This is a genomic window from Janthinobacterium sp. CG_23.4, assembly GCF_029892305.1.
Lineage (GTDB): Bacteria > Pseudomonadota > Gammaproteobacteria > Burkholderiales > Burkholderiaceae_D > Janthinobacterium > Janthinobacterium lividum_D.
On the sequence record NZ_JARXUX010000001.1, the window covers coordinates 1,215,925 to 1,236,013 of the forward strand.

20 protein-coding genes and 1 pseudogene are annotated in these 20,089 nt (G+C 59.4%); 11 read left to right on the forward strand and 10 right to left on the reverse strand.

The window, feature by feature from the left end:
• Positions 1-295: 295 nt before the first annotated feature.
• Positions 296-1,060, reverse strand: a complete 765-nt coding sequence (xth, locus tag H4V96_RS05355; RefSeq protein ID WP_010395965.1) for an exodeoxyribonuclease III — start codon at positions 1,058-1,060, stop codon at positions 296-298.
• A gap of 570 nt (positions 1,061-1,630) precedes the next feature.
• Between xth and H4V96_RS05360 the strand changes: the two genes are divergently transcribed.
• From H4V96_RS05360 to H4V96_RS05375, 4 genes are read left to right on the forward strand one after another with little or no spacing between them, the layout of a single operon-like run.
• Positions 1,631-2,002: a hypothetical protein gene (locus H4V96_RS05360; RefSeq protein WP_196857095.1), complete on the forward strand. Its 372-nt coding sequence runs from the start codon at positions 1,631-1,633 to the stop codon at positions 2,000-2,002.
• Between the two features lie 10 nt (positions 2,003-2,012).
• Positions 2,013-2,201, forward strand: coding sequence for a DUF1653 domain-containing protein (locus H4V96_RS05365; protein WP_010395968.1), 189 nt, complete (start codon positions 2,013-2,015; stop codon positions 2,199-2,201).
• Between the two features lie 43 nt (positions 2,202-2,244).
• Positions 2,245-2,715 carry a CreA family protein gene (locus H4V96_RS05370; protein ID WP_010395969.1) on the forward strand — a complete coding sequence of 157 codons (471 nt, stop codon included), beginning with the start codon at positions 2,245-2,247 and terminating at the stop codon, positions 2,713-2,715.
• 25 nt (positions 2,716-2,740) lie between these two features.
• Positions 2,741-3,268 carry a hypothetical protein gene (locus H4V96_RS05375; RefSeq protein WP_010395972.1) on the forward strand — a complete coding sequence of 176 codons (528 nt, stop codon included), beginning with the start codon at positions 2,741-2,743 and terminating at the stop codon, positions 3,266-3,268.
• Positions 3,269-3,453: 185 nt separating this feature from the next.
• Here the strand turns inward: H4V96_RS05375 and H4V96_RS05380 are convergent, their stop codons facing one another.
• The gene (locus H4V96_RS05380) at positions 3,454-4,947 is read right to left on the reverse strand and encodes a leucyl aminopeptidase (protein WP_196857094.1); all 1,494 of its coding nucleotides are present in this window, start codon (positions 4,945-4,947) and stop codon (positions 3,454-3,456) included.
• 67 nt (positions 4,948-5,014) lie between these two features.
• Between H4V96_RS05380 and lptF the strand changes: the two genes are divergently transcribed.
• From lptF to H4V96_RS05400, 4 genes are read left to right on the forward strand one after another with little or no spacing between them, the layout of a single operon-like run.
• Positions 5,015-6,160, forward strand: coding sequence for an LPS export ABC transporter permease LptF (gene lptF / locus H4V96_RS05385; protein ID WP_196857093.1), 1,146 nt, complete (start codon positions 5,015-5,017; stop codon positions 6,158-6,160).
• Positions 6,157-7,326 (forward strand): LPS export ABC transporter permease LptG, encoded by a 1,170-nt coding sequence (gene lptG / locus H4V96_RS05390; protein ID WP_196857092.1) that lies wholly within the window; start codon positions 6,157-6,159, stop codon positions 7,324-7,326. Before lptF ends, lptG begins: the two co-directional genes overlap by 4 nt.
• Positions 7,326-7,733, forward strand: coding sequence for a CbiX/SirB N-terminal domain-containing protein (locus H4V96_RS05395; RefSeq protein WP_010395980.1), 408 nt, complete (start codon positions 7,326-7,328; stop codon positions 7,731-7,733). The genes lptG and H4V96_RS05395 overlap by 1 nt, the downstream gene beginning before the upstream one ends.
• A complete protein-coding gene (locus tag H4V96_RS05400; protein WP_280720744.1) occupies positions 7,712-8,725 on the forward strand; it encodes a stealth family protein in 1,014 nt (337 codons plus the stop codon). Before H4V96_RS05395 ends, H4V96_RS05400 begins: the two co-directional genes overlap by 22 nt.
• Positions 8,726-8,862: 137 nt before the next feature.
• Here the strand turns inward: H4V96_RS05400 and cobA are convergent, their stop codons facing one another.
• The 7 genes and pseudogenes from cobA to H4V96_RS05435 all read right to left on the reverse strand — a co-directional run bounded on the left by cobA (position 8,863) and on the right by H4V96_RS05435 (position 15,741).
• Positions 8,863-9,624 (reverse strand): uroporphyrinogen-III C-methyltransferase, encoded by a 762-nt coding sequence (gene cobA / locus H4V96_RS05405; protein ID WP_196857091.1) that lies wholly within the window; start codon positions 9,622-9,624, stop codon positions 8,863-8,865.
• 27 nt (positions 9,625-9,651) lie between these two features.
• A complete protein-coding gene (locus H4V96_RS05410; RefSeq protein WP_280720745.1) occupies positions 9,652-10,968 on the reverse strand; it encodes a GTP-binding protein in 1,317 nt (438 codons plus the stop codon).
• Positions 10,968-11,891, reverse strand: a pseudogene (gene cysD, locus H4V96_RS05415) (sulfate adenylyltransferase subunit CysD); the annotation flags it as partial. The pseudogene cysD and the gene H4V96_RS05410, both read right to left, overlap by 1 nt.
• Before the next feature lie 27 nt (positions 11,892-11,918).
• The gene (locus H4V96_RS05420; RefSeq protein WP_196857088.1) at positions 11,919-12,635 is read right to left on the reverse strand and encodes a phosphoadenylyl-sulfate reductase; all 717 of its coding nucleotides are present in this window, start codon (positions 12,633-12,635) and stop codon (positions 11,919-11,921) included.
• Between the two features lie 9 nt (positions 12,636-12,644).
• Positions 12,645-13,205: a DUF934 domain-containing protein gene (locus tag H4V96_RS05425; protein WP_010395992.1), complete on the reverse strand. Its 561-nt coding sequence runs from the start codon at positions 13,203-13,205 to the stop codon at positions 12,645-12,647.
• The gene (locus tag H4V96_RS05430; protein WP_010395994.1) at positions 13,198-14,886 is read right to left on the reverse strand and encodes a nitrite/sulfite reductase; all 1,689 of its coding nucleotides are present in this window, start codon (positions 14,884-14,886) and stop codon (positions 13,198-13,200) included. The genes H4V96_RS05425 and H4V96_RS05430 overlap by 8 nt, the downstream gene beginning before the upstream one ends.
• A gap of 81 nt (positions 14,887-14,967) precedes the next feature.
• Positions 14,968-15,741 (reverse strand): sulfite exporter TauE/SafE family protein, encoded by a 774-nt coding sequence (locus H4V96_RS05435; RefSeq protein WP_029496239.1) that lies wholly within the window; start codon positions 15,739-15,741, stop codon positions 14,968-14,970.
• Between the two features lie 160 nt (positions 15,742-15,901).
• Here H4V96_RS05435 and H4V96_RS05440 point away from each other — a divergent pair, with 160 nt between their 5' ends.
• The 3 genes from H4V96_RS05440 (at position 15,902) to H4V96_RS05450 (ending at position 18,740) form a co-directional block, all read left to right on the forward strand.
• Positions 15,902-16,843, forward strand: a complete 942-nt coding sequence (locus H4V96_RS05440; RefSeq protein ID WP_010395999.1) for a CysB family HTH-type transcriptional regulator — start codon at positions 15,902-15,904, stop codon at positions 16,841-16,843.
• Between the two features lie 61 nt (positions 16,844-16,904).
• Positions 16,905-17,555 carry a class I SAM-dependent methyltransferase gene (locus tag H4V96_RS05445; RefSeq protein WP_010396001.1) on the forward strand — a complete coding sequence of 217 codons (651 nt, stop codon included), beginning with the start codon at positions 16,905-16,907 and terminating at the stop codon, positions 17,553-17,555.
• A gap of 186 nt (positions 17,556-17,741) precedes the next feature.
• The gene (locus tag H4V96_RS05450) at positions 17,742-18,740 is read left to right on the forward strand and encodes a porin (protein WP_010396003.1); all 999 of its coding nucleotides are present in this window, start codon (positions 17,742-17,744) and stop codon (positions 18,738-18,740) included.
• A gap of 51 nt (positions 18,741-18,791) precedes the next feature.
• On the opposite strand, the gene H4V96_RS05455 is transcribed toward H4V96_RS05450, so the two are convergent.
• Positions 18,792-19,988, reverse strand: coding sequence for a PAS domain-containing sensor histidine kinase (locus tag H4V96_RS05455; protein ID WP_280720746.1), 1,197 nt, complete (start codon positions 19,986-19,988; stop codon positions 18,792-18,794).
• Positions 19,989-20,089: the final 101 nt, after the last annotated feature.

Sequence of the window (20,089 nt, forward strand, 5' to 3'; positions counted from 1 at the left end):
GTTGCCACTTGCAGTGGTCCACTTTCGATGATGCCCGCATGGCTTAATCGATGGTTGCCACAACCGGTGCATGGTCGGATGGCTGTTGCCACTTGCAGTGGTCCACTTTCGATGATGCCCGCATGGCTTAATCGATGGTTGCCACAACCGGTGCATGGTCGGATGGCTGTTGCCACTTACAGTGGTCCACTTTCGATGATGCCTGCATGGCTTAATCGATGGTTGCCACAACCGGCGCATGGTCGGATGGCTGTTGCCACTTACAGTGGTCCACTTTCGATGATGCCTGCATGGCTTAATCGATGGTTGCCACAACCGGTGCATGGTCGGATGGCTGTTCCCATTTACGGGGCACTCGGTCGATCACGCAGGCCGTGCAGCGGGCCGTCAAGTCTGGCGAAAGCAGGATATGGTCGATGCGCAGCCCCTTGTTCAGGCGGAAGCCCAGTTGGCGGTAATCCCACCAGCTGAACGATTTTTCCGCCTGCTCGAACAGGCGGAAAGCGTCTGTCAGGCCGATGTCGAACAGGCGCTGCAAGGCGGCGCGTTCCTTGTCCGAGACCAGTATCTGCCCAGCCCAGGCGACAGGGTCGTGCACGTCGCGGTCGTCGGGCGCGATATTGTAGTCGCCCACGACGGCCAGTTGCGGGTGCAGCAGCGCTTCTTCGGCCAGCCAGTCGTGCAGGGCGGACAGCCAGCCCAGCTTGTATTCGTACTTGTCCGAGTCGACACTCTGGCCGTTTGGCACGTAGGCGCACACGACGCGCACGCCGCCGATTGTCGCGGCCAGGATGCGTTGCTGCGCATCTTCATAGCGAGGATTGTTTTTCACCACGTCGGCGATCGGCAGCTTCGACAGGATGGCTACGCCGTTATAGGTTTTCTGGCCGCTGAAGACCACCTGGTAACCGGCCGCCTCGATCTCGGCGACGGGGAACTTGTCATCCGTGAGCTTGGTCTCTTGCAAGCAGAGTATGTCGACCGGGTTGTCTGTTAGCCACTGCAGCACTTGCGGCAGGCGCACTTTGAGCGAGTTGACGTTCCAGGTGGCAATTTTCATGGGAAAAATCCTTGCTTGAATAGGTATCGATAAGCGCGAATCTTACCGCATGCGTGTCGTCGACGTGCTGCTCCCCGCTTGTCGTGCAAGTACTTTATTTTCCCACAGGGAAAAATAGTGCTCATAAAGTGTTTATATTTAGCCAATCGTGGGGCAGGAATATTATGTTTTTGTGTATGATTGATCAATCCTTATGTTTGATTTAGCATAAGTGCTTGGCGTGGCGGGCTTTGTCGTGCCGTTTAACGCGACAAAGGTGTAAAGTTTCTCGCTAAAACGCGATAAAAACTACTAAAATGGCACAATGTAACAACTGTGTCATACGCCTTTGTTACAGCCAAGTTGAGAACCGAACAGGAAGCAGTTGTAATTAGTTGTAATTGCTATTCCGATTACATGACCACTGCGCCGTTACGGAGTGTTAATTCCGTCACTGGCGCCGCCAGACTTGTTATATAAATTGCAGTACTATATCTATGATACTATTTTGCAACATCAATAGATGGTACTATTTTGAAATGTTGCAGTTTTAATAGTGAGACTTGCGCGTAGCATTTGCAAAGGAAGAAAATGCGAACTGCATTTGAAGCGTGGGCGCAGCGTGACGGCCACATTGTGCGGCGAAGAGAAGATAAACCGGATGAGTACCTGATTTTCGAGACTCAGCGTCGCTGGGTGATCTGGCAGGCAGCTCTGACGCATGGCAAGACGCCGGCCAAGCCGCGCGTGAGCGCAGCCGAAAAGGCGGCGAAAGCCCAGCGCGCGCTGGAGATGTCCTCGGCTGAAGCGAGCGTGCGCAACAAGGTGCTCAATGAGGTGCTCGACGCCTTCAGCGGTGCCGATGGCGCTGCCGGCATGGAAGGCATACTGCAAGTGATCCAGGGCCTGAAGATGAAGCAGAAGGCACTGGCCGACGAGAAGAGCGAAGATTCAACGGCTTGAGGGGGCGACGATGCGTTATCGGCATTACAAGGGCGGCATTTATGAACTGGTGTGCGAAGCCACGCTGGAGGCAGATCTGACGCCGATGATCGTGTATCGCGCCGCGGACGGCACCATCTGGACCCGGCCGAAAGACGTGTTCTTTCAGCTGATCGAAGTCGAAGGCGTCATGGTTCAGCGTTTCGCTCCTATTAACTGATGGCAACTGACGGCCGCGTGCGTGCGTGCCTGGGATTATCTTCATGCGTAAATTGCTGCCAGCCGTTTTAGTGCTGGGTTTTGCCTGCGCCGTGGCGCAGGCCGAAACTATCGGTTCTGTCGACACGGTGTTCAAACTGATCGGCCCTGACCACAAGATCGTCGTCGAAGCCTATGATGATCCGCGTGTCGCTGGCGTTAGCTGCTACCTGTCGCGCGCCAAGACCGGTGGCATCAAGGGGGCCATCGGCCTGGCCGAAGACAAGGCTGATGCGTCCGTGGCTTGCCGCCAGGTGGGGCCGCTGCAATTCAAGGGCCAGCTGCCGCGCCAGGAGGAAGTGTTTACCGAGCGCGCCTCGATCTTCTTCAAGCATGTGCGCGTGGTGCGCATGGTCGACAGCAAGCGCAATGCGCTGGTCTATCTCGTGTATTCCGACCGCCTGATCGAGGGTAGCCCGAAAAACAGTGTTACCGCCGTCGCCGTGCCTGGCGAGCAGCCGATTCCCGTCCGTTGATTCCTGTCCCTTAAGCGAGCTTCCCATGCGCCTACCATCGTCTGCCGCCCTGGCCGTCAGGACGCTGCTGCTGTTGGCGTTGGGCGGCTGCGCCACCCTGACTGGCAACACCGAGCAGATGGTGCTGGTGCAAACCGTCCTGGATAACCGCGAATTGAATGGCGCGGGCTGCATCCTCAGCAACGATGTCGGCAAGTGGTTTGTCACGACGCCGGGGCGCATTACCATCCGCAAGAGCCAGGAGCCTTTGACAGTCGACTGCCGCAAGCACGGTTCGCCCGCCATTGCGACGGATGACCACATCGACCCCAAGCTCAATGGCAGCGTCTGGGGCAATATCATCCTGACCCTGGGCGTTGGCTATTTCGTCGACCGCAACACGGGGGCGGGCTTTGACTATCCATCGATTTTGACCATCGTCATGCAAGACCCCGCGCGCCTGGCTCCGCCGCCCGCGGCGATTTCCGCGTCGCTGCCAGCGCCCGCCGTGCCGGAGGCCGTGGTGCAGCCGAAAGTGGCGCCATCGCCCTTGCCCAATTCCGTCGTCTACTGATCCAATGACACATAAAAAAACCGCCAGGTCAGTGACCGTGGCGGCTGTCTTCTTACGTAGCGACGCCTGACAAAACCGTAGCGAGCGGGAGCTAGTGGTGGCCGAGAAGCGCAGCTGTACTTCATGTACAGCGAGCATCGCCGGCCGCCAATAGCCCCGCGCAGTAGCTTTGGTCTGGCCTTCTCTTAGACGCGGTTGATCAGGAACGTGGTCAGCAGCGGTACTGGGCGGCCGGTTGCGCCTTTTGCGCCGCCCGATTTCCATGCCGTGCCGGCGATGTCCAGATGCGCCCAGGTGTACTTCTTGGTGAAGTTTTCCAGGAAGGCCGCTGCCGTCACCGAACCACCGCCTGGCGTGCCGATGTTGGCCAGGTCGGCGAAGTTCGATTTCAGCTGCTCGTTGTACTCCTCTTCGATCGGCATGCGCCATGCCGTGTCGCTCGACTGTTTGCCCGCTGCCAGCAGTTCATTGGCCAGCTGGTCATGCGCTGCATCGCTGCGCGTAAACAGGCCGCTGTTGTGGTGGCCCAGGGCGACGACGCAAGCACCCGTCAGGGTGGCGATATCGACCACGACTGCAGGCTTGAAGCGTTCGGCGTAAGTCAAGGCGTCGCACAGCACCAGACGGCCTTCGGCATCGGTGTTCAGTACTTCGATGGTCAGTCCGTTCATCGAGGTGACGACGTCGCCTGGCTTGGTGGCGCGGCCCGACGGCATGTTTTCGCATGCGGCGATGACGCCGATGACGTTCAGCTTCAGATTCATTTCGCCGATGGCGCGGAAGGTACCGAGTACCGAGGCGGCGCCGCACATGTCGTACTTCATTTCATCCATGCCAGGACCAGCCTTGAGCGAAATGCCGCCCGTGTCGAAGGTGATGCCCTTGCCAACCAGGACCACCGGCGCGTCCTTGGCCTTGCCGCCCATGTGCTTGAGGACGATGAATTTCGGCGGCTGCTCGCTGCCGTTGGTGACGGACAGGAAGCTACCCATTTTCAACGCTTCGAGCTGTTTGCGGTCCAGGATTTCGACTTCGAATTTGTAATCCTTGGCCAACTGCTTGGCCGTGTTGGCCAGGTAGGTTGGGTTGGCGATATTCGCTGGCAAGTCGCCCAGATTGCGCGTCAGGTCGGAACCGTTGGCGATGGCGATTGCCTGCGTCAGTGCGCCGCGCGTGGCTGCCGTTGCTGGCGCTGCCAGGACGATCTTGCGCACGCCTGCTGGCGCCGGATCTTTTTTACTTTTTTGCGAGTCGCAGCGGTATTGGCTGTCATGTGCGGCTTGCACCACGCAACGGATTGCCCAATTTACGTCACGCTCTTTCACTTCCGTCAGCGGTAATGCGATAATGGCGTCCGCAGCGCCCAGCGAAGCGAAAGCCTTGAGGGTCGCTTGTACACCGATAGCGAAACTTTTTTCGCTGACAGTTTCATCGCTGCCCATGCCTACCAGCAGAACACGTTCGGCGACGACGCCATCGACTGCGCGCAGCAGCAGGGTGCTGCCAGGCTTGCCGCTGATGTCGCCGGACTTCAGCGCAGCCGAAATTGCACCCTTGCTGTCCAGCGATTTTGCCGCAGGCGACAGTTTTTTGTTTTCGAATACCGCAACCGCGATGCATCCGCTTTTGGCCGTGCCGAGGGTGCTCTTGGTATCGAATGCTTTTATGCTAAAGTCCATTTGGTTCTCCGTTTTCATTTACTAGTAACGTGTTACTCAACTAACTGACCCGAATTATAAACTCCGAATGATCTTTCAACGCGCCCTTCGACGTGAATTGGCTAGTGCTGCCGGGGCCACCTTCACTGTTTTGTTCAGCATCCTGCTCACCTGGATGCTGATCGGTATTCTCGGCAAGGCGGCGGGCGGCAAGATTGCGTCGGCCGACGTCATGTCGCTGATGGTCTTTTCCGCCCTGATGCAACTGCCCACCATCATCATCCTTACCGGTTTCATTTCGGTGCTGATGGTCGTGACCCGCAGCTACAAAGAGTCGGAGATGGTGGTGTGGTTCGCCTCCGGTCTGAGCCTGTCGCGCTGGATCTGGCCGGTCCTGAGTTTCGGCTTGCCGCTGGTGCTGGTCACCGGCATCCTGAGCCTGTATGCCACGCCGTGGGCGCAAAAGAAAAGCGATGAATATGTGGCGCGCTTTGAAAAGCGCGAAGACCTGCAGAAAGTCACGCCGGGCCAGTTCCGCGAATCGGCTGGTAGCAACCGCATCTTCTTCGTCGAGGGTGTCAGTGGCGAAAAGAACGTGGTGCAGAACGTCTTCGTCAATACCGTCGATGAAAAAGGCAGCGCCGTCGTCGTCGTCGCCCGCGAAGGCGTGATCAATACCGACGCCAAGGGTGAACGCTTCCTGGTGCTCAAGAGTGGACGCCGCTATCAGGGCGTGCCGGCGCAAGGGGACTTCCAGACCATGGAATTCGAGCAGTACATCATGCGCATCGAGAGCCGGCAGCAGGAACTGGGCGCGGAACTGGGCGTGCGCGCCATGAGCACCATGGCACTCATCGCCGATCCGAATCCCTATACCATGGCCGAATTGCTATGGCGCGTTAGTGCGCCCCTGATTGGCCTGATGCTGATTTTGCTGGCCATTCCGCTGGGCTTTGTCAATCCGCGTGCGGGCAGTTCTGCCAACCTGATCGTGGCCCTGCTGATTTTCTTTTCTTACAACAATCTTATCAAGGTCGTCGAAGCGAGCGTAAAACAGGGACGCCTGACATTTGGGCTGGCCTGGTGGCCGCTGCACCTGCTGGCGGCACTGGCCGTCGTGGCGCTGTTTGCGTGGCGCCTGAATGTGAATCACCGTTATCATCCGCTGGTCTTGCTGGCGTTCTTCAAGCGCGCGCGCCGCGCCGGTAAACCAAGTAAAGCGGCATCGAAATGAAGATTTTACAGCGCTATTTTACGGTCTCGATATTCCAGGCAGTGCTGTTCGTGCTGCTGGCATTCCTGGCACTGCAAGCCTTCATCGACCTGACGGGCGAGCTGCCCAAGGTGGGCCGCAACGGCTACACCATCCAGTATGCATTCCTGTATGTGCTGGTGCTGGTGCCGGGGCATGTGTACGAGGTGATGCCGATTGCAGCACTGATCGGCACGATCTACACGATGGCGCAGTTTGCCGCCAGTTCCGAATTTACCATCATGCGCGCCTCGAGCATGTCAACGGCGATGGCGGCCGGTTTCCTGTTACGCATCGCTATCGTCTTTGTGGTCATTACCTTTATCTTCGGTGAACTGATTACCCCGCGCACCGAGCAACTGGCCGAACGCCTCAAGCTGACTTCGCGCGGCGCGGCCGTGTCGAGCGAATTTCGCTCCGGCCTGTGGACCAAGGATATGGTCAAGAGCGATGGCCTGACGGGCAGCGTCACCGGTTCGCGCTTTTTCAATGTCGGCGAAGCGCGTCCGGACGGCCAGCTGAAAAACGTCAAGCTATACGAATTTGACACCGATTTCCGTTTGCGTACCTTGACCGTAGCGAAGGGGGCGACGTATCAAGGCAATAATACCTGGCGCCTGACCGATGTGACGGAAACCTCGTTTTCGAACAGCGCGGCGACCTCGCCCGACTTCGAGCCGAAGCTGGCGAACTACTATGAGCAGGAAACGAGCATGGTACGCACCGTGCATAGTGCCAGCAAGGACATGGTGTCCGAAGTGACGCCGAAGATCCTGACGGTGTCGGCTTCGGATCCCGAGCGCATGTCGGCCAGCGAACTGGCCGTGTACACGCGCCATCTGGCCGAGAACAAGCAGGAAACCGAGCGTTTTCGCATCGCCTTCTGGAAAAAGCTGATCGATCCCCTGGCCATCTTCGTGTTGATGGCGCTGGCGCTGCCGTTCGCCTACATGCACACGCGCAGCGGCGGCATCAGCCTGAAGATATTTATCGGTATCATGATCGGCGTGAGCTTCATGCTGGTCAATACCCTTTTTTCGCATCTTGGGCTGCTCAGCACCTGGCCAGCCTTCCTGACTGCAGTGGCGCCGAGCACCCTGTATTTGCTGCTGGCGCTGGGCGCCCTGTGGTGGGTGGAACGGCATTGATGGAGAAGAACTTGAAACAGGCACTGATTTTGTTTGCACATGGCGCGCGCGCCGCATCGTGGGCCGCACCCTTCGAGCGCTTGCGCGATTTGACCCAGGCGCGCATGCCCGACACCAGCGTGCACCTGGCCTTTCTGGAATTGATGACGCCACGCCTGCCCGAGGTGGTAGCAAGCCTGCTGGCTGACTTACCCGCAGGTGCAACCCTGGACGTTACGGTGGTGCCGGTGTTCCTGGGGCAGGGCGGGCATGTGCTGCGCGACTTGCCGCTCCTGGTGGAAGAACTGCGCCAGCAGCATCCGCAACTGCGCTTGAAGGTGGTCGAGGCGGTGGGTGAGAACGCCAGCGTGCTCGCTGCCATCGCCGATTACTGCGTGGCGGCGCCATGCTCCAGTGCTATCCCTTGAGCTGCGCCGCCAGCGCGATGCCAGCGACGCGCATCGACATCGTTTATCTGTGGGTTGATGGCGCCGATCCGGCCTGGCATGCGCGCCGACAGCAGGCATATGCCGACTGGGCGCAGGCGCATCCCGGCCAGTTGGCCCTGCACGGCAACGTGGCGGGGCGCTACCGCGACAACGGCGAACTGCGCTACAACCTGCGCGCGCTCGAGCGTTTCTTTCCCGACCACGGTCATGTCTATTTGCTGACGGACCGCCAGGTGCCTGCCTGGCTGCGTGCTTCTGCGCGCCTGACGGTGATCGACCATGCCAGCCTGATGCCTGGCGCATCCCTGCCGGTGTTCGATTCCGGCCATATCGAATCGTATCTGCACCATATTCCAGGCTTGTCCGAACGTTTCCTTTATCTCAATGACGATGTCTTTATCGGCGCGCCGTTCGTGCCCGCATTCTGGTTTGGCGAAGATGGCGACCGGCGTTTGAGCGTTTTTACGGAGAGCGCGCTGCAGCCTGATGTGCAGTGCTTGCGCGCCGACATGGCCGCGCCTGTCAATTGCGCCACCTTGTCGCGGCAATGGCTGTCGGCGCAGTACGCCGATTATCGGCATGAACCGCAGCTGTATGCGCATGCGCCGCGGCCGATGCTGAAAAGCGCGCTGCATGCGCTCGAGGCGCTGGCGCCGGCCATGTTTGCCGGCGTGCGCGCGACAGTGTTTCGCTCCTGGCAGGTGCCAGCATTGCTGCCCGATCTGGTGCCGCGCTGGATGGTGCATCAGGGCATGGCGCGCGCGCGCATGCTCGACCCGCTGCATATCGCCAGCGGCGATGTGGAGGCGCCGCAGCAGCTGGAACAACTGCTGGCGCAATTCGGCAGTTTGCCGTTTTTCTGTATCAACGATACCTGCGACGAGGCCGACGATGACGACCCGCGCCTGCTGCGCGTGGCCGCCACACTGCAGCGGCTACTGCCGCTACCTTCCTCTTTTGAACACGCCTAAGCGCAGCCAGGCAAAGTGGGTTCGCGCAGGATGACTACGCGCTTGCATCTTGCCGGCACAGCTTTTTCAGGCGGCGCAACAGGCTTCTTCTGCAGACATCTGCTCACTGCAAGGTCGCTCAAATACGCTGTATTTAGTCAGCCATAGCGCGCCAGAATGGCAGTGTCCTCGACGCCCTGGTGCGCGCGCGCGGCCATGGCATCGCCCAGCATCACCAGCACGGGGCCGTGGGTGTCGCCCAAGCCATGCGCGAGGGCGCTCAGCGGCAGGCGCACGATGCGCTGTTCCGGACGGCTGCAGTTTTCAATCACGACCACGGGCGTGTCAGCGCGCCGGCCCTGGGCCAGCAGGCGCTGCGCCGTGGCGATGGCTTCGCGGCCACCCATGTATTGCACCAAGGTGTCGCAGTCGGGAATGCGTGTCTGGTCCGGTTCGCCCGGCGCCGTGCTGGACGTGAAAAAGGCCACGCTGCGCGAGACGCCCCGTTTGGTCAGCGGCTGCTGTGTGGCGGCGGCCGCCGCCAGCGCAGTGGTAATGCCGGGCACCACTTCGACAGCGATGCCCGCTTCTTCCAGCGCCCGCAGCTCTTCGTCGGCGCGGCCGAACAGCATCGGGTCGCCGCCTTTCAGGCGCACCACGATGGCGTGCTTGCGCGCATGGTCCACCAATTGCTTGTTGATGAACGCTTGCGCCGTCGATAACTGGCCGCAGCGCTTGCCAACAAGAACCTTTTGCGCCTGCGGGCACAGCTCCAGCATCTCTGCGGTGACTAGTGCATCGTGCAGCACGACGTCCGCCTGTGCCAGCAGGCGCGCACCGCGCAAGGTCATCAAGTCTTGCGCGCCGGGGCCGGCGCCGATCAGGTAGACCTTGCCGGGGTGAGATGTGGAGTGGTTCATGTTTGCTTTCTTCAGTCGAGACGCCGCTTACAGCCGAATCATGCCCGCCGCGACGGTCTGGTGGGTCACTTCATCGATCAGGATAAACGCACCGGTGGCGCGGATATCGGCATACGCGTCGGCCGCCAGTGCCTGCTGCACGTTCAGGCTGATGCGGGCGATATCGTTCAGCTTCAAGCCTTCAGCCGGATGGCGCTGTTGCGTATTGATATCGAGGATAGAATCAATCGCCGTCACTTTCGCCGCCGTCTGCTTGGTGCCGTGCTTGATCCAGTACTTGCGGCGCAGATCCAGCGCGTCTTCCGAAAGCCAGCACACGTCGGCCACCACTTGTTTCAGCAAGGTGGCGGGACGGTCGGCTCCGGCCAGCAGGTCGCCACGCGAGATATCGAGGTATTCATTGAGCAGCAAGGTCACGGACTGGCCCACCACGGCAGTTTGCAGCGAGCCGTCCAGGGTGACGATATCCTTGACGCTAGCCGTCTGGCCCGATGGCTGTACCAGCAGCGTGTCGCCGATGCTGACCTTGCCCGCTTCGATACGCCCCATATAGCCGCGGAAGTCGTTTGCTTCGTGGCCATTGTGGCGTGCCACCAGCTGCACCGGGAAGCGGAACGGCGTGTCGTGCGATTCGTCGTAGACGGACAAGGACTCCAGCAACTCGATCAGGGTCGGGCCCGTGTACCAGCCCAGCTTGTCACCGCGTTCGACGACGTTGTCGCCCGTCAAGGCGGACAGCGGGATCGGCGTGATGTCCTTCAAGCCCAGCGACTGGGCGAACTCGCGGTAGGCGGCGACGATGCGCGTGTACACCGTCTCATCGTAGTCGACCAGGTCCATCTTGTTGACGGCGACGACCACATGCTCGATCTTGAGCAAATGGGCAATCGTCGAATGGCGTTTGGTCTGGATCAACAGTTCCACGCTGCCATCGTCACCGAGTTTGACTTTCGACACGTCGATCAGGATGATGACGGCATCGGCGGTCGAGGCGCCCGTGACCATATTGCGCGTATATTGCTCGTGGCCCGGCGTGTCGGCGATGATGAATTTACGCTTGGGCGTGGCAAAGTAGCGGTAGGCCACGTCGATGGTGATGCCTTGCTCGCGCTCCGCTTCCAGGCCGTCCGTCAGCAGCGACAGGTCGACCGTGTCGCCCACCGTGCGCTTGTGCTTGGAGCGCGACATGGCGTCGAGCTGGTCGGCAAAGATGCCCTTGCTGTCGAACAGCAAACGGCCGATCAGGGTGCTCTTGCCGTCATCGACGGAACCGGCCGTGATAAAGCGCAACATGCCGCGCTCGACATTGACGGGTGAGGTGGTGTTCTGGCTTGCTGCGTTCATTAGAAATATCCTGCTTTCTTGCGTTTTTCCATCGAGGCTTCGGAAGTCTGGTCATCCATGCGGGTGGCGCCGCGTTCCGTGATTTGCGTAATTGCCGTCTCGGCGATGATGGCGTCGACTGTCGCCGCGTCGGACGACACGGGGCAGGTGCACGAGATATCGCCCACCGTGCGGAAGCGCACGACTTGCGTTTCCACCGTTTCGCCTTCGCGCGGCGGCGTCAGGTCCGTCAATGGCACCAGCAAGCCGTTGCGCGCGATCACCTGGCGTTCGTGGGCGAAGTAGATCGGCGGTAATTCCAGTTTTTCGCGGGCGATGTATTGCCACACGTCCAGTTCGGTCCAGTTCGAGATGGGGAAGACGCGCATGTTTTCACCGGGATGCACGCGCGTGTTGTACAGGTCCCACAGTTCGGGACGCTGGGCTTTCGGGTCCCAGGCGCCGAATTCATCGCGGAAGGAAAAAATGCGTTCCTTGGCGCGGGCCTTCTCTTCGTCGCGGCGCGCACCGCCGATGCAGGCGTCAAATTTGTGTTCGGCGATGGTTTCCAGCAAGGTCACCGCTTGCGCTGCATTGCGCGAATCCGTGGCCGGGTTGCGCAGGCGCACAGTGCCGCGCTGTATCGAGTCTTCGACGGAGCCGACGATCAGGCGTTCGCCCAGTTCAGCCACCTTCTTGTCGCGGAAAGTGATGACTTCCGGGAAGTTGTGGCCCGTGTCGATATGCACGAGGGGAAACGGGAATTTGCCTGGGCGGAAGGCTTTCTCGGCCAAGCGCAGCAGGACGACGGAATCCTTGCCGCCGGAAAACAGCAGCGCGGGGTTGGCCGATTCGGCCGCCACTTCACGCATGATGTGGATGGCTTCAGATTCAAGGCTGTCGAGATGACGCTGGTTCAAAATATTGCTCATAGGTGTGCTTTCTTGTTCTGCTGAGTCTGTTGTGTCTGATCAGGCTGCCACGGATTTGATGCGTATCAATTTGCCGTCCACCATGTGCAGGCCGCATTCCTTGGAGTCCGGGTTTTCCCACCACCAACGCCCGGCACGTACATCTTCACCAGGCTGTATTGCCCGCGTGCACGGTTCGCAGCCGATCGATGGGTAGCCCTGGTCGTGCAGCGCGTTGTAGGGCACATCGTTGGCACGGATATAGTCCCACACATCCTGCTCAGACCAGTCGGCCAGCGGATTGAATTTTGTCATTGCATGTGCGGCGTCTTCTTCCTGCACGTGCAGCTCGGCGCGCGTGCTGGACTGGGCGCGGCGCTGGCCCGTGATCCAGGCCTTGTTGCCGGCCAGGGCGCGTCCCAGTGGCTCGACCTTGCGGATGTGGCAGCATGCGCGGCGCATCTCGACGCTGTCATAAAACGCGTTGAGACCGTGCTGTTCCACGTAGTCAGCCACCGCTTCCGGCTGTGGACGGTACAGGATGATGTCGTGGTCGTAGCGGGCCTTGACCTTGTCGAGTACGGCCAGGGTTTCCTGGTGCAGTCGGCCTGTTTCCAGAGAAAAGATGCCGATTGGCAGCTTTGCCTTGAGAATCAAGTCAGTCAGCACCATGTCTTCGGCGGCCAGGCTGGACGCGAACACGGCCGGCGAAAAGTCCGCCGCGATGCGTGCCAGCGTTTGCCCGGTGGCGTCAATTAATGTAGTCAGATCACGCATGAGGCGTCCTCAGATGCCGGCCGCGTTGTCGCGGTCAGGATTCTGGCCTTCGCGCTGGTGGCGGCGGAACAGCGGTGATTTTTGATCCCACGAGGCCTGGTAGGTTTCCGAAAAGACAGACAAACCTTTCAGCGCGTCATGGATGCTGCGGTCAGGCCGCGTCGCATACGCGTCAAAGCCGACCCTATGCATGGAGAACAACTGGTCGCGCAGCACGTCGCCGATGGCGCGCAATTCCCCTTGGAAACCGAGGCGGGCGCGCAAGTTGAAGGCGATGGAATAGCCGCGGCCATCCGTGAATTTCGGGAAGTCCACGCCGATGACGGGCAGTTGCGCCACGTCGGCGGCCAGTTCTTCCGGGCGCTCGTCGCTGGCCAGCCAGACGCCGATGTCTGGCTGGCGCGCCAGCAGGGTCTCGCGCTGTGCTTGCCAAACGGACAGGGGGACGATGACCTTGCCGGCAGGCACGATGACCGTTTCCGGCGTCTCGCCCTCATCGAGGCGCAGCAAGCCCCAGCTATTGGGCACGACAGCGGCGTTCTTGATAATTTCTTCGCGTACTTCAAACATATTCGTCTTCTCCCACCAGGTTGCCGATCGTGATCGGCGTTGCATACACGTGTTCCTTGAACGGCGCCAGGCCCAGGCGCTGCGCCGTATCGACGAAGCGCTCGCCTTCATGGCGGTCGCGCACGTAGACGTGCAGCAGGCGGCCGATGACTTCAGGCATTTGCAGCGCAGAGAACGATGGTCCGATGATCTTGCCGATGGCAGCATGGTTGCCCTGCGCGCCGCCGATCGACACTTGATACCATTCGCTGCCATCCTTGTCGACGCCGAGGATGCCGATGCTGCCCACGTGATGGTGGCCGCAGGCATTGATGCAGCCGGAAATATTGAGTTCGATCTCGCCGATGTCATGCTGGAAGTCGATGTTGTCGAAGCGTTCCGCGATGGCGGCCGCGATCGGCAGCGACTTGGCGTTGGCCAGCGAGCAGAAATCGCCGCCCGGGCAGCAGATCATGTCGGTCAGCAAGCCGATGTTCGGCGTGGCCAGCCCGTGTGCCTTCGCTTCCTGCCACAGTTTGAATAGTTTCGATTGCTCCACGTCGGCCAGCACCAGGTTTTGCTCATGCGTCACGCGCAGTTCGCCAAAGCTGTAGCGCTCGGCCAGGTCGGCTACGAAGTCGATCTGCTCTGCCGTCGCGTCGCCCGGCGGCACGCCCGTTTTCTTTAGCGACAGCACCACGGCCACGTAGCCAGCGCGCTGGTGCGGCTTGGCGTTGCGCGCCAGCCAGTTCATATAGGCCTTGTTATCCGCGTGTTCCGCCTTGTAGTCGAGTTCTGGCAGGGCAAGGTAGGCGGGCGGATTGAAAAAGTCTGCCACGCGCTGCATTTCCTCGGCCGTCAATGTTTCCGCGCCATCCTTCAAGTCGACCCACTCGGCTTCCACCTGGCGCGTGAATTCTTCCACGCCGATGGCTTTCAACAGAATCTTGATGCGCGCCTTGTATTTATTGTCGCGGCGGCCGTGCAAGTTATACACGCGCATGATGGCCTGGACATACGTCAGCAAATGTTGCCATGGCAGGAAGTCGCGCACCACGCTGCCCAAAATCGGCGTACGGCCCATGCCGCCACCGGCCATGACCTTGAAGCCCACTTCGCCAGCGTCGTTGCGTACGGCCGTCAAGCCGATATCGTGCACGGCGATGGCCGCGCGGTCTTCCTTGGCGCCATTGATGGCGACCTTGAATTTGCGCGGCAGGGCGATGAACTCGGGGTGGAAAGTACTCCACTGGCGCAACACTTCAGCATAAGGACGTGGATCGATGATTTCATCGGCCGCAACGCCGGCGTAGGGGTCAGATGTTGTATTACGGATACAGTTGCCGGAAGTCTGGATCGCGTGCATTTCTACCGACGCGAGCTCTGTCAGGATATCGGGAGTTTGCTCCAGCTCGATCCAGTTGAACTGGATGTTCTGGCGCGTGGTGAAGTGGCCATAGCCGCGGTCGTACTTGCGCGCGATATGCGCGAACATGCGCATCTGCTTGGACGACAGCAAGCCGTACGGCACGGCGATACGCAGCATGTAGGCGTGGCGTTGCATGTACAGGCCGTTTTGCAGGCGCAGCGGAATGAATTCCTCTTCCGTGAGTTCATTGGCAATACGGCGCACAACCTGGTCTCGGTACTGGGCGATGCGTTCTTTGATGATGAGGTGGTCGTACTGATCGTAATGGTACATATCAATTCCTAAAAAAGCCGGGGTACTGGAAGACTGCCTGGGATGATGTTCTTGATTTTGCTCTTGTTACATGGTGGGGCACTAATAGATTAGCTTCACTGCCACGCCGGTCAAGGTCATCGCCAGCAGTACGCGTAAAAACTTTTCTGGCACGGAGCGGGCGATCCAGGAACCGAGCGTGATGCCAGGCAGGGAGCCGACCAGCAGTGAGGCCAACAATTCCCAGTCGATGGAGCCGAGCCACCAGTGGCCCAGGGCGGCGATGGCTGTCAGGGGCACGGCGTAGGCGATATCGGTGCCCGCCACTTCGGCCGAGCTCATGCGTGGGTATAGCATCACCAGCAGGGTTGCGCCGATGGCGCCGGCGCCGATCGACGAGACCGTCACCAGCACGCCCAGCACGGCGCCGGCGATGCTGGTCGCGGCGGCAAGTTTCTTGCCCTGTAATTGTTTCTCAGGGTGTGCATTGATCCAAGCCAGCATTCGCCCCTTGAAGATGAGCGCCACGACGGTCAGCAGCACGGAGCCGGCGATCGAGTAACGAATGATCTGGCCGATTTCCGGCGACAGGGTGCCGAATGACTTCAATGCCAGGGTTGAGACGACGGCGGCAGGCAGGGCGCCGATGCACAGGCGCTTGACGATATCCCAGCGGACGGTGCCACGCAGGCGGTGCGTCAGGGTGCCGGCGCTCTTGGTGATCGAGGCGAACGCCAGGTCGGTGCCCACCGCCACGGAGGGCGACACGCCAAACAGCAAGGTTAACAGCGGCGTCATCAGCGAGCCGCCGCCCACGCCGGTCATTCCTACGAGTAATCCTACGGCGAATCCTGAGACTATATAAGACAAAGTCATGCTTGCACCCCCAAAGTACCCGCAATAGTAATAAACTTCGTGTTTATCCCAAACTACTTAGTACGCATTTGCTTATATGCGATATGCGTATAAGCATGAACGCAAAATCATGGGTGGTGCGGAAACTTGGCAAATGACGGCAATCTAGGGTAAACCAGCAATGAATCTCCATCAACTGCGCTTCGTGCGCGAAGCGGTCCGTCAGAACTATAACCTGACGGACGCCGCCAAGGCATTGTTTACGTCGCAACCGGGCGTGTCGAAAGCCATTATCGAGCTGGAGGAAGAGCTGGGCGTCGATATTTTTACGCGTCACGGCAAGCGCATCCGTGGCTTGACGGAGCCGGGTCGCCTGGTGCTGGAATCGGTCGAGCTGATCATGCAGGAAATCGACAGCATGAAGCGCATCGGCAAGGAATTCGCGGCGCAAGATAGCGGCAGCTTTACCATTGCGACCACGCATACGCAGGCGCGCTACACCTTGCCCAAGGTCGTGCAAGCGTTCATGCTGAAGTTTCCCAAGGTCAGATTGTCTTTACTGCAGGGTAACCCGCGCCAGATCGCCGAGATGGTGCAGCGCGACCAGGCCGACCTGGCCATCGCTACGGAATCGATCGCCGCCATCGATGGCTTGATCACCTTGCCATGTTATCAATGGGAGCATGTGGTGGTGGTGCCGCTCGACCATCCGCTGCTCAAATCGAAGTCCGTCACCCTGGAAGAAATTGCCGCATTTCCCCTCATTACCTATGACAGCGCGTTTGCCGGACGTAACAAGATCGACCACGCTTTCGTGCTGCGTGGCCTGAAGCCGGATGTCTTGCTGGAAGCCATCGATGCCGATGTCATCAAGACTTATGTCGAGTTGGGCATGGGCATTGGTATCATAGCGGGTATGGCCTTCGATGCCGAACGCGACAAAGGCTTGCGCGCCATCCCTGTCGGCCATCTGTTTGGCATGAATGTGTCGCGCGTGGCCGTCAAGCAGGGCGCGTATTTGCGCAGCTATATTTATACCTTTATCGAGTTGCTGACGCCAACCCTGAACCGCAAGCTCATTGAGCAGGCGATGAGCGGTGATAAAGAGCACTACGAACTATAACAATGCATGAAGTCGGCCGGGTGATGTGCCTGGCCAAGATTATTTAAGAAGAGAATAAACGATGATTACCGATCAGCTTGCCAAATATTACGCCACCATCGCGCAGCAGTACGAGCGCGTCTATGACAAGCCCGAACGCCAGGAAGACCTGGAAGTGTTGCGCGACAAGGTCGCTGACGTGCTGGAAGGGCACACCGTGCTGGAACTGGCCTGCGGCACCGGCTACTGGACGCAATTGGTCGCCGAGTCGGCCGTGTCCGTGCTGGCCACCGATATCAACGATGAAATGCTGGCGCTGGCCCAGGCACGCGGCTTGCCCGACAACGTCACCATCGCCAAGCTCGACGCATTCAATTTGCCCGATGACTTGTTGGGCAAGTTTACTGCTGTCTTCGCCGGCTTCTGGTGGTCGCACGTCAAGCGCGAAGACCAGGACAAATACCTGAAGCAATTGCGCAGCAAGCTGGGCAAGGACATCGTGCTGGTGCTGATCGACAATTCCTATGTCGATGGCAGCAGCACCGTCATCGCGCGCACTGACTTGGAAGGCAATACTCACCAGTTCCACACGACGCCGGCAGGCGAGCGCTATGAAGTGTTGAAGAATTTCCCATCGGACAGCCACCTGCGCAAGAAGTTTGCCCATTCGACCCGTGAAATCCGCATGAAGCGCCTGGAATATTACTGGCTGCTGAGCTGCCGTCTGAAATAAGGCTGGAACGGTAAGCTGAACCGCCTGCGGGCGGTTTTTTTTCGGCTGTTGTTTTTATGTCACACGCTATTGTGATAAAAAGCAACATCTTGTCGATGTCATATTGTTGAAGTAATTCGTGGGCATGATTCTGTTCAGCAGCTAAGCAGCAGCTCAACTTGTCCAACTTAATGTAGAGAATCTCAAGTGAAAAAAATTACTCTGGCAGCATTGATCATCGGCACCTTCGCAGCGGCGACTGCGCAAGCTCAATCGAACGTTACCGTCTACGGCGTGGTCGATCTGGGTATTGCCAAGACCACGGGTGCGGCGATGCTGGAACGTGAAAACCAGGCGTCGCGCATTGGTTTCAAGGGAACGGAAGATCTGGGTAGCGGCTTGAAGGCCATTTTCAACCTGGAAGGCGAATTCAAGGGTGATACTGGTGCGCAAGCGTCCACCAACACCCTGTTCGATCGCCAGGCATGGGTTGGCCTGACCGGTGACTTTGGTACCGTCTACCTGGGCCGTACCAAGGACCTGATCGACGGCACCCTGGCACGCGTTGATCCATTCAACACTTACGGCGTCATCGGCAAGATCAATGAGCCAGTCATGCGCGGCGGCCAGTCGCCAAACGGCGCACAAGCCATTCCGGCCACATCGGTCGTGGGCGTGTCGCGTGTGAGCAATGCTGTGACCTACAACAGCCCATCGTTCAGCGGTTTTGTCGTCAGCGGCCAATACGTTGCCAGCGAAATCAAAGATGCCGATTCGGGCTTCAGCGTGGTTGCCACGTATGACCAGGGTCCAGTGAGCGCACACGCCGGCTACCAGAAGAAAGTACAGTCCGTTGCTAACGCAGCAGCCGAGCCGAAACTGTGGATCGTCGGTGGCGGTTACAAATTTGGCCCTGCCAAAGTCACCTTTGATTACTCGAAAGCAGATACCGATGTTGCCGCTACCGGCGATTTCAAGAGCTACCTGCTGGGTCTGGCTTATGACATCGGCGGCGGCGCAATCAAGGTCAGCTATGTGAAGCAGAAGCAAGACAGCCGCACCGTCAGCGGCAAGGAAACGGCCAAGGCCTATGGTCTGGGCTACGACTACCCGCTGTCGAAGCGTACCGCTGTGTACGTCTACGGTGGCCGCGACCAGTTCAGCGAAAAATCGATGTATCAGCTGGGCATGACCCACAAATTCTAAGCATCAGTTGATGTGATGAATGAAAAAGGCGCCTGCGGGTGCCTTTTTTTCTTATGCCGTGGCTGTTTGCGTCACTTCCGCCTGCACGGGCAGCGAGATGTCGATGCGTGTGCCGCCCAGTTCGCTATCGGTGCCGATATAGATGCTGCCGTTCAAGCCCCATACCCGTTCGCGCATGCCTAGCAGTCCGAGTGCCGTGGCTTTTTCCAGGTCGTGTTCAGCAATGCCGTGGCCATCATCCTGGATTGTGATTGCCAGAGAGGAATTGATGCGGTGCAGGGCGATGGTGATGTGGCTGGCCTCGGCGTGACGCGCGATATTCGTCAGCGCCTCTTGCACGATGCGGTAGATGGCCGTGCTACGCGCGTCGTCGAGCACCAGGTCGGCCTCGTCGGCCAGCAAGTCAAAATGGATGGTGCGGCGCAACAGGAAGTCATGGCGCAGTTTTTGTAGTGCAAAATACAATCCCCCCTCATCAAGCGCGCGCGGCCGCAGGTTGCTGGCGATGCGCCGCAGCGAAGTGATGGCCGTCAGCAGCAAGCCATCCATGCTGTGCAGCAACGCTTGTAGCGACAAAGTCGTGTCCGTGTGCTGGCGTACCAGCGTCAGGTCGCCTCGCAAGGTAGCCAGCAATTGCCCTAGGTCATCATGCAGTTCGCGCGCGATATGCTTGCGCTCTTCTTCGCGGATGGATTGCAGCGCATTCGACAATTCACGCAGTTGCGAAAAGGAGCGAGCCAGTTGCTCGTGCATCTGCTGTCGCGCGCTGATGTCGCGCACGATGATGGTCAACACGCTGCCGCCATCTGCCTGCATGGCCGAGAGTGAACCTTCGAGCGCAAACATGGCCCCATCGCTGCGCCTGCCCGTCAGGGTGTAGTCGGTGGCGCGCCGGCCCGACAGGCGTAGTCCTTGATTGATATCGCCAAACGGCGCATCGCCATCATGGTTGCTCAGGCTGCAAAGAGTGCGTAAGTCGCGCAAGATGTAGTGGCCTAGGCGCATGCCGCGCATGTGGGCCGGCGTGTCGTCAAATAATCTGGCTGCCGCCGCGTTCGCATGCACGATGATTCGTTCGCTATCGATGCTGATGATGGCTTCGCTGGCGCTGGCGCTGTCAATGATGGCCTGGCCGTGCGCCCGCCGTTGCCGGCCGGCGTTCAAAGCAGGAAGCAAGCACAGTAAAAGCGCTGCCGCCATGCCCAGCGGCAAGATGCGCAGCAGGCGTGGACTGCCTCGATCAGGCATGGGCTTCTCCTTGCGAACGTGTACGAAGGCCGGCCGGACAGCGATGGCGGACAGGACTGTAGATAGCCTAAGCCGGCCACTGCGGCGCGGCTTGATGTGGC